The sequence below is a fragment of the Neisseria sp. 83E34 genome (assembly GCF_001308015.1).
Classification (GTDB): domain Bacteria; phylum Pseudomonadota; class Gammaproteobacteria; order Burkholderiales; family Neisseriaceae; genus Neisseria.
On sequence record NZ_LGYH01000005.1, the window covers coordinates 1 to 13,441 of the forward strand.

Annotated in this window: 12 protein-coding genes, 1 tRNA gene and 1 CRISPR repeat array (1 of these 14 cut by a window edge); of the genes, 7 read left to right on the plus strand and 6 right to left on the minus strand. The window is 48.0% G+C overall.

What is annotated here, in order from left to right:
• Positions 1-399: 399 nt before the first annotated feature.
• Together ribA and AKG09_RS05915 are read right to left on the minus strand one after the other, a co-directional pair.
• Complete coding sequence (ribA, locus tag AKG09_RS05910) at positions 400-984, minus strand: GTP cyclohydrolase II (RefSeq protein ID WP_369814085.1); 585 nt, start codon at positions 982-984, stop codon at positions 400-402.
• Positions 984-1,652 (minus strand): GAF domain-containing protein, encoded by a 669-nt coding sequence (locus AKG09_RS05915; protein WP_054618544.1) that lies wholly within the window; start codon positions 1,650-1,652, stop codon positions 984-986. Before AKG09_RS05915 ends, ribA begins: the two co-directional genes overlap by 1 nt.
• A gap of 258 nt (positions 1,653-1,910) precedes the next feature.
• Here AKG09_RS05915 and AKG09_RS05920 point away from each other — a divergent pair.
• Both AKG09_RS05920 and AKG09_RS05925 read left to right on the plus strand, forming a co-directional pair.
• Positions 1,911-1,995 (plus strand) — tRNA-Leu (locus AKG09_RS05920).
• 163 nt (positions 1,996-2,158) lie between these two features.
• Positions 2,159-3,244 (plus strand): selenocysteine synthase, encoded by a 1,086-nt coding sequence (locus tag AKG09_RS05925; RefSeq protein ID WP_054618545.1) that lies wholly within the window; start codon positions 2,159-2,161, stop codon positions 3,242-3,244.
• Between the two features lie 261 nt (positions 3,245-3,505).
• On the opposite strand, the gene yidC is transcribed toward AKG09_RS05925, so the two are convergent.
• The 4 genes from yidC to rpmH all read right to left on the minus strand — a co-directional run bounded on the left by yidC (position 3,506) and on the right by rpmH (position 5,984).
• On the minus strand, positions 3,506-5,140 hold the full coding sequence (gene yidC / locus AKG09_RS05930) for a membrane protein insertase YidC (RefSeq protein WP_054618546.1): 1,635 nt from the start codon (positions 5,138-5,140) through the stop codon (positions 3,506-3,508).
• A 133-nt stretch (positions 5,141-5,273) separates the two neighbouring features.
• Positions 5,274-5,486: a membrane protein insertion efficiency factor YidD gene (gene yidD / locus AKG09_RS11635; RefSeq protein WP_369814086.1), complete on the minus strand. Its 213-nt coding sequence runs from the start codon at positions 5,484-5,486 to the stop codon at positions 5,274-5,276.
• A 5-nt stretch (positions 5,487-5,491) separates the two neighbouring features.
• Positions 5,492-5,836 (minus strand): ribonuclease P protein component, encoded by a 345-nt coding sequence (gene rnpA, locus AKG09_RS05935; protein WP_054618547.1) that lies wholly within the window; start codon positions 5,834-5,836, stop codon positions 5,492-5,494.
• A 13-nt stretch (positions 5,837-5,849) separates the two neighbouring features.
• A complete protein-coding gene (rpmH, locus tag AKG09_RS05940) occupies positions 5,850-5,984 on the minus strand; it encodes a 50S ribosomal protein L34 (RefSeq protein WP_002214728.1) in 135 nt (44 codons plus the stop codon).
• A 234-nt stretch (positions 5,985-6,218) separates the two neighbouring features.
• On the opposite strand from rpmH, the gene dnaA reads away from it, so the two are divergent.
• The 5 genes from dnaA to AKG09_RS05965 all read left to right on the plus strand — a co-directional run bounded on the left by dnaA (position 6,219) and on the right by AKG09_RS05965 (position 12,014).
• Positions 6,219-7,772: a chromosomal replication initiator protein DnaA gene (dnaA, locus tag AKG09_RS05945; RefSeq protein WP_054618548.1), complete on the plus strand. Its 1,554-nt coding sequence runs from the start codon at positions 6,219-6,221 to the stop codon at positions 7,770-7,772.
• Positions 7,773-7,792: 20 nt separating this feature from the next.
• A complete protein-coding gene (dnaN, locus tag AKG09_RS05950; RefSeq protein WP_054618549.1) occupies positions 7,793-8,896 on the plus strand; it encodes a DNA polymerase III subunit beta in 1,104 nt (367 codons plus the stop codon).
• A gap of 257 nt (positions 8,897-9,153) precedes the next feature.
• Positions 9,154-10,245 (plus strand): redox-regulated ATPase YchF, encoded by a 1,092-nt coding sequence (ychF, locus tag AKG09_RS05955; protein ID WP_054618550.1) that lies wholly within the window; start codon positions 9,154-9,156, stop codon positions 10,243-10,245.
• 77 nt (positions 10,246-10,322) lie between these two features.
• Complete coding sequence (gene tyrS / locus AKG09_RS05960; protein WP_054618551.1) at positions 10,323-11,621, plus strand: tyrosine--tRNA ligase; 1,299 nt, start codon at positions 10,323-10,325, stop codon at positions 11,619-11,621.
• 201 nt (positions 11,622-11,822) lie between these two features.
• Positions 11,823-12,014 (plus strand): hypothetical protein, encoded by a 192-nt coding sequence (locus tag AKG09_RS05965; protein WP_009117228.1) that lies wholly within the window; start codon positions 11,823-11,825, stop codon positions 12,012-12,014.
• Between the two features lie 88 nt (positions 12,015-12,102).
• Positions 12,103-13,441: direct repeats of the CRISPR family, unit length 32 nt; unit sequence GTTTCAACACACAGCCGCCTAAAGGCGGCTGA (it continues 225 nt past the right edge of the window).

Sequence of the window (13,441 nt, forward strand, 5' to 3'; positions counted from 1 at the left end):
AAGGCAGCTCAGATACCCGATAATCGGGTATCTGAGGAGAATAAAGGGAATATTGGAATAGAAAACAGCCGAAATCCGGTGTTTGGGCATCAACTGTTAGGTAAAGAGTTATTTTGCAAAGGTCTCAGCACTTAAAATATTTGATTTCCACAGCAATATATGCACCAGCTTAATTTTATTTAATAACAATGATAATAAAAAATAAGAGCTGAACTATATAGCAAAAGTTAAATTGAATGCCTATGGAACACAAAATGCCTGTCTGAAATCTTTTTCAGACAGGCATTGCTCTACGTAATAACAAGTATTCACTTCATATTATCAAGGATCTAATCATAAAGCTTGGCGTATATTCACAGCATTATCCGCCATTGCCTTTACCACTTTAAATCCATTCAATTATAAAAAATGCCCCAACTTACCGGCTTTCGTACTCAAATAAAGCTCATTTTCCTCATTCTCGCCCACACGCAGCGGCACGCGTTCCACAACCCGGATGCCGGCATTTTCCAACACGGCCACTTTCTGAGGATTATTGGTCAGCAAACGGATACTCTTCACGCCCAAATGCCTGAATATGTCCCTGGCCAAAGTAAAGTCCCGCGCATCCACAGGCAAGCCTAGGGCCACATTTGCTTCAACCGTATCCATTCCTTGATCCTGAAGCTGATACGCGCGGATTTTATTAATCAAACCGATACCCCGCCCTTCCTGCCTCAAATACACAATCACGCCCCGCCCTTCTTGCTGTACAGCCTGCATAGCTGCCTGCAATTGCGGTCCGCAATCACATTTTTGCGAAAACAACGCATCTCCGGTCAAACATTCAGAATGCACCCTCGACAACACCGCTTCCCCATCGCCCACGTCCCCCATTACTAAGGCCACATGCTCTTGACCGCCGGCCTCTTCAAAGCCATGCATCATAAACACCCCCCATTCCGTAGGCAGGCGGCAAGAGGCTACAAATTTTAATCCCTGCATCACATATCCCCGTTATCTTCTATTTCATTATCCATATTAAGTAAAACACTCAAAGGTTCAACCAATGCCAAAGCAAGGCCCACCCACTCTGCTTGAGCTGCATCATCAAATGCAGATTTCTGCTCAGCCTCCACATGCAGCACACCCAACACCCGGCCGCTCGGCAAACAAATCGGTAACGACATCTGGCTCGGGCCGCGCATATTATGCAGGCCTTTCAGCTCCCCTTGCTCCAGCCAATGCTCGACATTATCCACCACATTCAGCCAACCCGTCTGCGCCGAACGGGCAAACAAATAATGCCAGCCGTTTTCCTCATCGACAGACACCTTCTGCTCGATCACTTCACCTTGTTGCGCCAAGCGTACAAGATAAGTTAACTCATCCGGAGCCAGAGCATACACGACCGCACTTTTCACCACTGTACGCTCAAACACAGAATCCAGAGCCATGAAAACCTGTTTCAGAGCCACTTCATTCTGCTCATTTTCCAAAATATGCTCCGCAAGCACCACATCATCGTTCGCATACCATAAAAGCGCCCGTTCAATCGCCGCATTACCCGAAGCCATGACAAGCCGAACCGCAACCTGTGCCACACACACATCATCCTCAGGCAGCTTCAAACCTTGCGTTTGCAGATAATCCCGAACCGATAAATCAGACATAACATTCCTTCCTAAAGCGGACAACCAACCAGCGGGAATCTGTCAACACATCCCAATCATTCCAAAAAATGCTTGAAACATCGAAAATAATTTGGCCTATCCACCATTAAAAAAGCCGCCCGCATCAGCACAGACGGCAATACTGCTCCGATAAATCAGTGCTGATTATAACTTTTTCAATGCCTGTCTGAAAAATTTTTCAGACAGGCATTTCCATTTTCTTAACTTATGCGTATAATCAGCACTTCACTTTTTTTTGCGGACGTGGCGAAATTGGTAGACGCACCAGATTTAGGTTCTGGCGCCGAGAGGTGTGAGAGTTCGAGTCTCTCCGTCCGCACCAAACAAATAGCGCAAGCCTTTAATTTATAAGGCTTGCGCTTTTTAATTCCACAATTCTGTGACAATCTCACAAACCCATATCTTTTTCCAAATTATGCATAATTATGCATTGGGTGCATAATTATGCATAATTCAATATTCAGATAAACAGCCGGGCAATTAACATGAATGATCCCCTATACTTCCACCGCCCCGATTATGCCGCCAAACTCGTTAACAGCCTCAAAGATGGAATCATGCATGCTTTTACCTTGTTTGCGCCACGCCGCATGGGGAAAACCAAATTTCTATTAAATGATATTGCACCGGCTGCAGAGGAAGCCGGTTTCAATGTTTTCTATTTCTCCTTTATGGACGATAACCGTGACAACTTAACCCAGCGCTTTCAGGCAGCCTTATACCACTTCGCACAAAATATCAACAAAATCAGTAGCGCCAAAACTTTTATCAGCAGTGTAAGTAAAATTGATATTTTAGGCGTAGGAATTGAGCGTGATACCGAAACCAAAGCCATCCCGCCCATTAGTGACATTATCAGCGCAATCGCTGCGGTAGGCCGCCCTTCATTATTATTACTTGACGAAGTGCAGGAGCTGGCGCGCATTAAGGGCACGGAAGGTATTATTCGCGCTTTACGCACAGGCTTGGATATCAACCAAAACCAGGTCAAAACCATTTTCACAGGCAGCAGCACTCATGATTTAAAAGCGATGTTCAACAACAGCAGAGCACCGTTTTTCCACTTTGCCCATGCGCTGGATTTCCCTTTGCTCAGCCGCGCTTTTACTGATTTCCTGGCTGACATTTATCATGAGCGGACAGGGAATGCTGCCGACAAAAATGCTTTTTATGAAATATTTGAAAAACTAAACCACACCCCAATGTACATGAGGGCAATTGTGCAAGACATGATTGTGAACCCTGATTTAAGTCTGCACACCGCCGCTGTAGAGCGGTTGGAACAGCTTAACAGCCAAGACGGGCAAATCAAAGAATGGCAGCAAATGAGGCCGCTGGAGCAAATCATACTTGCAGACATTGCCCAAAACAACAATGTAAGCCCATACAGCAACCAACGGCGCAAAGAATATGCTTTGATGCTGGGTGTAACCAACATAAGCAGCAGCAGCGTACAAAGCGCACTGAAGCGTATGGAACGCCACAACTGGATAAGCCGCGATATGTCCGGTTCATTGCAGATAAACAGCCCTTTATTGCAGATTTGGATAATGGCACAAGATAAGCGTTAAAGGTTATTACCAAGCAACTGACACGATGGATGCCTGTCTGAAAACCACTTTTTCAGACAGGCATCTTTATTATTTCAAACACTTAGATTTGATCCAAGCATCGCCCAATGTTACTGAATCTAAACTCAAGTCAAGCCCGGGTATGGCGGGCGCACTATTTTTAAGTTAATTCACCATATATGGTCTAATTTCATCACTCCTAAAAAAATGCCTGTCTGAAAACTTTCAGACAGGCATTTTTACCTAACAAAGCGATACGGGTTATTTATCCAACACTTCACCTTGTGCACGTTGCTTCTCAATGGATTTATTAATGTACCATTGTTGGGCGATACTTAAAATATTGTTCACCACCCAGTAAAGCACCAAGCCGGATGGGAAGAAGAAGAACATCACTGAGAAAATAATCGGCATCATCTTCATCATTTTCGCCTGCATCGGATCGGTTGGCGGCGGATTGAGTGTGGTTTGGAACCACATAGTCGCAGCCATCAGTAACGGCAGGATAAAATAAGGATCCGTGCGGCTAAGATCGGTAATCCAACCAATCCAAGGCGCTTGACGCAACTCAACCGATGCAAACACTGCCCAATACAATCCAATAAATACAGGGATTTGCAGAAGCATAGGCAAACAACCACCGAGCGGATTGATTTTTTCATCGCGATACATCTGCATCATGGCTTGTTGCAAAGCCATACGGTCGTCACCGTATTTCTGTTTCAAGGCTTCCAGCTTAGGCGCAACAGCACGCATTTTTGCCATTGAGCGGTAAGAAGCATTGGTCAACGGATACAAAGCAGCTTTCACAATCACGGTTAGCAATACAATCGCCCAGCCCCAGTTACCCACCAAGCCGTGCAATTTTTCCAGTAACCAGAATAAACCGGTAGCAGGGTAATAAACGCGGCCATAGTCTTTTGCTAGCTCAAGTTTATCGGCAATCTTACTAATGGTTGATGTCGTTTGCGGGCCGGCATACAGGCTCATCGGGAAGCTGTATTTCATGCCGTTCTGCATTTCAGGCAAGTTGACCACCACACCCGAAGAATAAAGGTTATCATTGCGGCGCTTGATATCAAGCTGGCAGCCTGCGGTACACACAGACGCACCATCTTTAGGCTGCAAAATCCAAGTAGCCATAAAATAGTGTTGGATCATGCCCACCCAGCCGGTGTTGGTGCGGCGGACATATTCGGCTTTATCGGTGCCCGAATTGAAATCGTCATCCAAATCGCTGAAATCAACTTTTTCAAAGTCACCCTGCGGCGTGTACACAACCGGACCGGTATAAGTATGGGTAAAGAAGCCCGAGCCTTCAGGGGCTTTGTTGTCACGCACCACTTTATAAACCGCATGAGCTTTAAAAGGCTTACCGCTCAAATTGGTTACATCAAAACGTACGTCAACTAAATAGCTGTCTTTTTTAAACGTATAAACTTTATCAATCCGCAAACCGTCACGAGCCGGCGCACTCAAACGCACTTCTGCTTTGTCGCCGTTTAACGTGTATTGTTTCTGCGCCGCGGTAAAAGCCAACCCCTTCAATAAGCTTTGACCACTAGCATCTTGCAGATCAGATTGTGCAATGTAAGTATTTTCTTTATTGTCACTAAACAATACGAAATCTTTATTTTCATTGCCGGTAGCGTTGTATTTCAAGAGAGTAAGACCGCGCAAATCGCCACTTTTCTCATCAATAACAGCCTTAACCGTGTCTGTTGTTACGGTAATCGGCTGCACAGGAGAAAGCGTAAGCTCTGTTGACGGCGCTTTTTGCTGTTGTTGCTGCTGCACCACAGCCTGAGGCTGTTTGGGCGTAGGGAAAAGCTGCTCCCACCCAAGTAAAATCAGCAAAGCAATCGCAAAAAACATGGTTAGTCTTTTGGCGTCCATCGTGTGTTAAGTCCTAAAAATTATTTAAGGGTTATGATTAATTCAAACTTGAAAGGATAACAGATAAATGAATTTCGCGCGTGATTGTTTAACAAAATGCAGCTGAATGTTAACTAAAGGATTGGCAAAATATTTAAGGAACAGGGTCATGCCCGTGCCCGCCCCAAGGATGACAGCGCGCTACTCGCTTTAAAGCCAGCCATCCGCCCTTTAATGCGCCGTATTTGTTAATAGCCTCCACAGCATATTGCGAGCAAGTCGGCGTATAGCGGCAACGCGGCGAGATCATAGGGCTGATGCAATATTGGTAAAACTTAATCAACCCCAAAAACAGTTTAGCCAACATCGTCTTTATGACTTTCTGGGGAGCATCAATTGCGCTAACTCTTTGCGCACTTCCACTGCATGGCTTCTATCAAACCGCTGGCGAACCCGCACCACAAAATCATAAGGTGCCAATTCGCTTTTATGGCAACGGAACCACTCCCTAATCACACGCTTCATATAATTGCGCTCGTTTGCACGCTTGGCAGCTTTCTTACCTACCACCAAGCCTAAGCGAGCGTACCCATAAACGTTTGTATCCGATTGCAACACTTGCAAGAATGCCCTACTGCGTTGCTTTCTTAAAGCAAAAACGGAAGAAAATTCTTCCGTTTTCAATAAGCGGTATCGCTTTCCAAAGCGCTGTTCCACAGCGGCACCAAGCTTAAACAGCCAAGCGTTTGCGGCCTTTGGCACGACGCGCAGCCAACACAGCGCGACCACCGCGGGTTTTAGAACGAACCAGGAAACCGTGGGTGCGTTTACGCTTGGTAACTGAAGGTTGATAAGTGCGTTTCATGTCGATTCCTAAAATTAATCTGAAATATTAAACGAAAGATTACACACCAAATCAATTTTTTTGTCAATATATATCGGCATATACCTCACCATGCTTGTCTGAAAATTTATATAGCCTGCCCATGCAAATCCCCCATACGCTGATAGCAGTTATCCACAAAATTCGGTATAATCTTGCGAATCTTTAACAAACGCACAAACTGCCGCCCCGCCCGCAGCCACTCTGGATTAGCCGATGACTCTTGCCGAATTCTGGCCCCTGTGCCTCGACCGTCTTCACCATACTTTAACGCCGCAACAATTCGATACTTGGATTGCGCCGTTAACCGTGGGCGAAGAAAAAGGCCAATGGGTGGTTTATGGTAAAAATCAATTTTCGGTCAATATGCTGAAAAAGCAATTTGCCCAATCTATCGAGCGCGTTCGTGCAGAAATTGCACCCGGTTCACCCAGCCTGCTTTTTAAAACCGGCAAAGGGCAAAGCTTTACACGCGCCGGCCGGGCTGTTAGCTCTGATATTCAATCCTGCCTGTCGGAAAACACCCGAAAAACCGAAGCTTCTCCGCTCGCCTCGCAAAAAAGCCTGTCTGAAAATGCCGCTAAGCCTCAAACAAGTCAAAAAAATACAGCCAAAACCAGCGCGGCCGAAATTTTGGCCGAGCGTATAAAAAATTTGCCCACAACAAACAAAAAAGCCAAAACGGAAGAGTCCAAAAAAACCAAAGCAAAAACAGAAGCCGAAAAAGAAAAAGCCGAGCAATTTTACGCCCAAACCAATTTATCCCATGATTACACGTTCGACACCTTGGTTGAAGGCAAAGGTAACCGAATTGCTGCTGCCGCTGCACAATCTATCGTTGAAAATCCCGGCAAGAGCTATAACCCTTTTTTCCTCTACGGCAGCACAGGCTTGGGCAAGACCCACTTGGTTCAAGCCATTGGCAACGAATTATTGAAAAACAAACCGGATGCAAAAGTGCGCTACATGCATTCCGACGACTACATCCGCAGCTTTATGAATGCCGTGCGCAGCAACAGCTACGAAACATTCAAACAGCAATACAAACAATACGACCTCTTAATAATTGACGACATCCAGTTCATCAAAGGCAAAGAGCGCACGATGGAAGAGTTTTTTTATCTTTACAACCACTTCCACAACGAAAAGAAACAACTTATCCTCACCTGCGATGTGCTGCCCACCAAAATCGAGGATATGGACGACCGCCTAAAGTCGCGTTTTTCATGGGGCTTAACTTTAGAGCTTGAACCACCCGAATTAGAAATGCGAGTGGCCATTTTGCAGAAAAAAGCAGAAACCGCCGGCGTAGAGCTGGATGAACAAGCTGCTTTTTTCATTGCCAAACATATCCGCTCCAATGTGCGCGAATTGGAAGGCGCTTTCAAGCGTGTCGAAGCCCGCAGCCGCTTCTTGAAGAAAAAAATCGACATTGATCTGGCAGCGGAAGCTTTGCAAGACATCGTAGCCAGCGCCTACAAAATTATTACCGCCGATCTGATTATGGATACCGTAGCCAAACACTACCGCATCAAAATCAGCGACCTGCTCGGCGCCAAGCGCACGCGCAACATCGCACGCCCGCGCCAAGTTGCCATGAGCCTCACCAAAGAATTAACCAACCTCAGCCTGCCCGCCATCGGCGATGCATTCGGCGGCCGCGACCACACCACAGTGATGCATGCCGTTAAAACCGTAGCCAAATTGCGCAACGAAGACCCCGAGCTGGCACAAGACTATGAAAAATTATTGATTTTAATCCAGAATTGATTATTCAAAAGGTATAAACCATGTTGATTTTACAAGCCGAACGCGACGCCCTGCTCAAACCGCTCCAAGCCGTAACCGGCATCGTAGAGCGCCGCCACACCCTGCCGATTTTGTCTAATGTATTGTTAGAAAACGTACACGGGCAAACCAATATTCTGGCAACCGACTTAGAAATCCAAATCAACACCACCGGCCCGCAAAGCGACGCCGGTGAATTCCGCATCACCACCAACGCAAAAAAACTGCAAGACATTCTGCGCGCCTTGCCCGAAGGCTCATTGGTTGCACTGGATTGGGCGCAAAACCGCCTCACCCTAAAAGCAGGCAAATCGCGCTTCAACCTGCAAACCCTGCCGGCCGAAGATTTCCCGCTGATGAGCGTGGGTGAAGATGTGAACACCGCATTCAGCCTGCCGCAGGAAGCCTTGAAAAACATGCTTTCGCAAGTGCAATACAGCATGGCCGTGCAAGACATCCGCTATTATCTCAACGGCTTGCTAATGCAAACCGAAGGCGACCAATTGCGCCTGGTTGCTACCGACGGCCACCGCCTCGCTTACTCCAGCACCACCATTGATGCCGACTTGCCGAGTGCCGAAGTGATTCTGCCACGCAAAACCGTGCTCGAATTATTCAAATTGCTCAACAACCCGAGCGAACCCGTGAGCATTGAATTGCTCAACAACCAAGTGCGCTTCCGCTGCAATGACACCGTAATCGTCAGCAAAGTGGTCGATGGCAAATTCCCCGATTTCAACCGCGTTATCCCGCTTGATAACGACAAAATCTTCCTCGTAGGCCGCACCCAGCTTTTAGGCGCACTGGAGCGCGCCGCCATTCTGGCAAATGAAAAATTCCGTGGCGCCCGCCTACACCTGAAGCCCGGTTTGCTGAGCGTAGTATGCAGCAACAATGAGCAAGAAGAAGCACGCGAAGAACTTGAAATCGCTTATCAAGGCGGCGAATTGGAAGTTGGCTTCAACATCGGCTACTTAATGGACGTATTGCGCAATGTGCATGCCGAAGATATGCAGCTGGCCTTCGGCGATGCCAACCGCTCCACCCTATTCACCATCCCCAACAATCCGAATTTCAAATACATCGTAATGCCGATGCGGATTTAATCAAGCACACAAATGCCTGTCTGAAAATGTTTTCAGACAGGCATTTTCATAAGCCTTAACCAACATACTCCGGCTTACCCTAAATATCCTTTATTTCCCAAGCCAACTCATTCTACATAACACATCCAATCCGCAGATGCCTGTCTGAAAACTTTTCAGACAGGCATCTGCATTTCAAACCTTTCTCCACCAAGCAACACCCCTGCGAAATATGCTACAATCGCGCGTTAACTTCTACGAAATTTTCAGGAATAAACATGAGCTTAAAATGCGGCATCGTCGGCCTGCCCAACGTCGGCAAATCCACCTTGTTCAACGCCTTAACCCAGTCCGGCATCGAAGCGGCAAACTATCCTTTCTGCACCATCGAACCGAATGTCGGCATTGTTGAAGTGCCCGATCCGCGCATGGCCGAGCTGGCTAAAATTGTGAACCCGCAAAAAATGCAGCCCGCCATTGTTGAGTTTGTCGACATCGCAGGTTTGGTAGCAGGCGCGAGCAAAGGCGAAGGCTTGGGCAACCAGTTTCTTGCCAACATCCGCGAAACCGATGCCATTGTGAACGTAGTACGCTGCTTCGACGACGACAATATCGTACACGTTTCAGGCAAAGTCGATCCGATTGCCGACATCGAAACCATCGGCACCGAGCTGGCACTGGCCGACCTTGCCAGCGTAGAAAAAGCCATCACCCGCGAAGGCAAACGCGCCAAATCAGGCGATAAAGACGCGCAAAAACTCGTTGCCCTGTGCGAAAAACTGCTGCCCCATCTCAATGAAGGCAAACCCGTGCGCTCATTCGGCCTCGATGCCGAAGAACTCGCTATGCTTCGCCCCCTGTTCCTGCTCACCGCCAAACCTGCCATGTATGTGGGCAACGTTGCAGAAGACGGTTTTGAAAACAACCCGCACTTAGACCGCCTGAAAGAATTGGCAGCCAAAGAGAATGCGCCTGTAGTTGCCGTCTGCGCCGCATTAGAAAGCGAAATTGCCGAACTCGAAGACGAAGAAAAAGCCGAATTCCTCGCCGAAATGGGCTTGGAAGAACCCGGCCTCAACCGCCTGATCCGTGTCGGCTACGACTTGCTCGGCCTGCAAACCTACTTCACCGCCGGCGTAAAAGAAGTCCGCGCTTGGACCATCCACAAAGGCGACACCGCCCCGCAAGCTGCCGGCGTGATCCACACCGATTTCGAACGCGGCTTCATCCGCGCCCAAGTGATTTCTTATGACGATTTCGTTACCTTGAGCGGCGAAGCCAAAGCCAAAGAAGCCGGCAAAATGCGGGTGGAAGGAAAAGAATACGTGGTTCAAGATGGCGACGTGATGCACTTCTTGTTTAATGTTTAATGCCTGTCTGAAAATATAGAAAATGTGAATTTCGTAGGCTGGGCTTTAGCCCAGCCTACATAAATAACGGAAATAAAATGAGCTCAGTTATCCAAGACCTCCAATCCCGCGGCTTAATCGCGCAAACCACTGATGCCGAAGCCTTAGACGCTTTATTAAACAAACAAAAAATCGCTTTATATTGCGGTTTCGACCCCACTGCCGACAGCCTGCATATCGGCCATTTGCTGCCGGTGCTAGCTTTGCGCCGTTTCCAACTGGCCGGGCATACGCCGGTGGCTTTGGTGGGCGGTGCGACGGGCATGATCGGCGATCCGAGCTTCAAGGCGGTTGAGCGCAGTTTGAATACGGCTGAAACCGTGGCGGGCTGGGTAGAGAAAATCCGCAACCAGCTCAAGCCGTTTTTGAGTTTTGAGGGCGACAATGCCGCGGTTATGGCGAACAATTACGATTGGTTCGGCGGCATGAACTGCTTGGATTTCCTGCGCGACATCGGCAAGCATTTCTCTGTTAATGCGATGTTGAACAAGGAATCGGTGAAGCAGCGTATCGAGCGCGACGATGTAGGCATTTCGTTTACCGAATTTGCCTACGCGCTACTGCAAGGCTATGACTTTGCCGAGTTGAACAAACGCTACGGTACGGTGCTGCAAATCGGCGGTTCCGACCAATGGGGCAATATCACCGGCGGTATCGACTTGTGCCGCCGCCTCAACAAGGTAACGGCTTACGGCCTGACTTTGCCGCTGGTAACCAAATCGGACGGCACGAAATTCGGAAAAACCGAAGGCGGTGCGGTATGGCTGGATGCGCAAAAAACCTCGCCTTACCAGTTTTACCAATTCTGGCTGAAAGTGGCCGATGCGGATGTGTATAAATTCCTGAAATACTTTACGTTCTTGTCGGTTGAAGAAATTGATGCCATCGAAGCGAAAGACAAAGCCAGCGGCGTGAAGCCGGAAGCGCAACGTATTCTGGCGGAAGAAATGACCCGCTTGATTCACGGAGAAGAAGCTTTGGAAGCTGCGCAACGCATTTCCGCCAGCCTGTTTTCCGGCGACGAAAGCAGCCTGACCGAGAGCGACTACGCCCAGCTCGCTTTAGACGGCCTGCCTGCGTTTGAGGTATCAGGCCGTCTGAATGTGGTGGATGCGTTGGTTCTGGCAGGTTTGGCAAAGTCCAATAAAGAAGCGCGCGGTTTTCTAAACAGCGGCGCGGTGTTGCTGAACGGCATGGCAGCGGAATTGAATAATCCCGAACATGCGCCGGAAAAACCGGATGATGCTTATCTGATTGATGATAAGTTCAAACGTTTCGGCAAATATACGATTCTCCGCCGCGGCAAGCGAAACCATGCTTTGCTGGTTTGGAAGTGATTGATTGCACGTTTTGTTTTTCAGACAGGCATGGAAATGTAGCGATAAAACCGCTGCAAATCGATACAGCTATAATTTGAATGGTTAACCATAATTTACCCGATTTTAATATGACGTAAAAATATGCAACAACCCTTCTAATGCCAACTTGCCGTGTTACTATGTTTCTTCATTTTCAATACAATAAAACAAGGATACGCTATGAGCCAAAATCAAAACGACAGCACTTTCGACGTTACCCCTGCCGCAGAAATGGAAGCCGAAGAGCGTGAATTGGTGATTGAAAACTCAGTAGAAGAATTGCAAGAACATGCCGACCATCCTCTAACTGATGCGGAAATCGAAGCAAAACGTTTGCATCTTAATGACATCAAACCTAAACCCGAACAATAAGATAATGAAAGCGACCTTTTATAGGTCGCTTTGTTTTTCTTTATTTCTGCGCTGGTTGCCGTATTCTGCAAAGCGGCGAAACTTGTCTGTTTCAAGACACAGGCGCCTGAAGGCGGCTGACGGTGGCGGCGGTAAAACTTCCTTGGCCGTTTGCGTTTCAACACACAGCCGCCTAAAGGCGGCTGACGGCGCGGGTAGCTAATCCGCGCCGAATTGCATTGTTTCAACACACAGCCGCCTAAAGGCGGCTGAATCCAATTGTGCGGGTGTGCCGTTAATTTCAGATGTTTCAACACACAGCCGCCTAAAGGCGGCTGATTTCAGACAAAGAGTACATGTACGTATTAAGCCGTGTTTCAACACACAGCCGCCTAAAGGCGACTGATCGCGAAAAGCGTGGCACTGCGAAAAAAACAAAAGTTTCAACACACAGCCGCCTAAAGGCGGCTGACAAATTACGGCGACATAACAAAACTAGTCGGAAGTTTCAACACACAGCCGCCTAAAGGCGGCTGACGCTGATCTATATTTCCCTGAATATCCGGATCTGCGTTTCAACACACAGCCGCCTAAAGGCGGCTGACGAGTACGGCACTGGGAAAGGGTTCGATTTCAGTGTTTCAACACACAGCCGCCTAAAGGCGGCTGACTTCAACACTCGGCGGATTTTTTTTGATGCTGGCTGGTTTCAACACACAGCCGCCTAAAGGCGGCTGATTGGCTTGCCCTGTTTTCCCTCGGGCTTGGCGGTTGTTTCAACACACAGCCGCCTAAAGGCGGCTGACGAAGCAAAACACAGACACCGACGACCGCAGCATGTTTCAACACACAGCCGCCTAAAGGCGGCTGATTCCGCAAGAGGAGCTTACCGGCGCTTATTTGATGTTTCAACACACAGCCGCCTAAAGGCGGCTGATAGGCGGCGTATCTTCCCAAAGCTGGGAATCTTTTGTTTCAACACACAGCCGCCTAAAGGCGGCTGATTATAAAACGTGCAATACACGTTTGCCGCATCGTAGTTTCAACACACAGCCGCCTAAAGGCGGCTGATGCCCCCAACCAATTTATTCACGCGCTCACTGCGGTTTCAACACACAGCCGCCTAAAGGCGGCTGACGTTTGCATCAACGCCCATGTTGATGCTTTCGATTGTTTCAACACACAGCCGCCTAAAGGCGGCTGACTCATCTTCATCGCATGGCGCACCATCCTCAATCATGTTTCAACACACAGCCGCCTAAAGGCGGCTGATTGATTGCTGTTTAATATTTTTGATGTTGGTTGTAGTTTCAACACACAGCCGCCTAAAGGCGGCTGAGCATTCTTGCTTGTGACAAAATGGGCGAAGTTCAGGTTTCAACACACAGCCGCCTAAAGGCGGCTGAGGTAGTAAGGATGGGTAAAAAATATTCGGGTGAAGTTTCAAC

Bases quoted from the DNA above. Each gene is read 5' to 3' on its own strand.
- rpmH (WP_002214728.1), bottom strand. From the start codon at position 5,984: ATGAAACGCACTTATCAACCTTCAGTTACCAAGCGTAAACGCACCCAC.
- AKG09_RS05925 (WP_054618545.1), top strand. From the start codon at position 2,159: ATGAATGATCCCCTATACTTCCACCGCCCCGATTATGCCGCCAAACTC.
- AKG09_RS05915 (WP_054618544.1), bottom strand. From the start codon at position 1,652: ATGTCTGATTTATCGGTTCGGGATTATCTGCAAACGCAAGGTTTGAAG.
- dnaA (WP_054618548.1), top strand. From the start codon at position 6,219: ATGACTCTTGCCGAATTCTGGCCCCTGTGCCTCGACCGTCTTCACCAT.
- yidD (WP_369814086.1), bottom strand. From the start codon at position 5,486: ATGTTGGCTAAACTGTTTTTGGGGTTGATTAAGTTTTACCAATATTGC.
- tyrS (WP_054618551.1), top strand. From the start codon at position 10,323: ATGAGCTCAGTTATCCAAGACCTCCAATCCCGCGGCTTAATCGCGCAA.
- dnaN (WP_054618549.1), top strand. From the start codon at position 7,793: ATGTTGATTTTACAAGCCGAACGCGACGCCCTGCTCAAACCGCTCCAA.
- AKG09_RS05965 (WP_009117228.1), top strand. From the start codon at position 11,823: ATGAGCCAAAATCAAAACGACAGCACTTTCGACGTTACCCCTGCCGCA.
- ribA (WP_369814085.1), bottom strand. From the start codon at position 984: ATGCAGGGATTAAAATTTGTAGCCTCTTGCCGCCTGCCTACGGAATGG.
- ychF (WP_054618550.1), top strand. From the start codon at position 9,154: ATGAGCTTAAAATGCGGCATCGTCGGCCTGCCCAACGTCGGCAAATCC.
- yidC (WP_054618546.1), bottom strand. From the start codon at position 5,140: ATGGACGCCAAAAGACTAACCATGTTTTTTGCGATTGCTTTGCTGATT.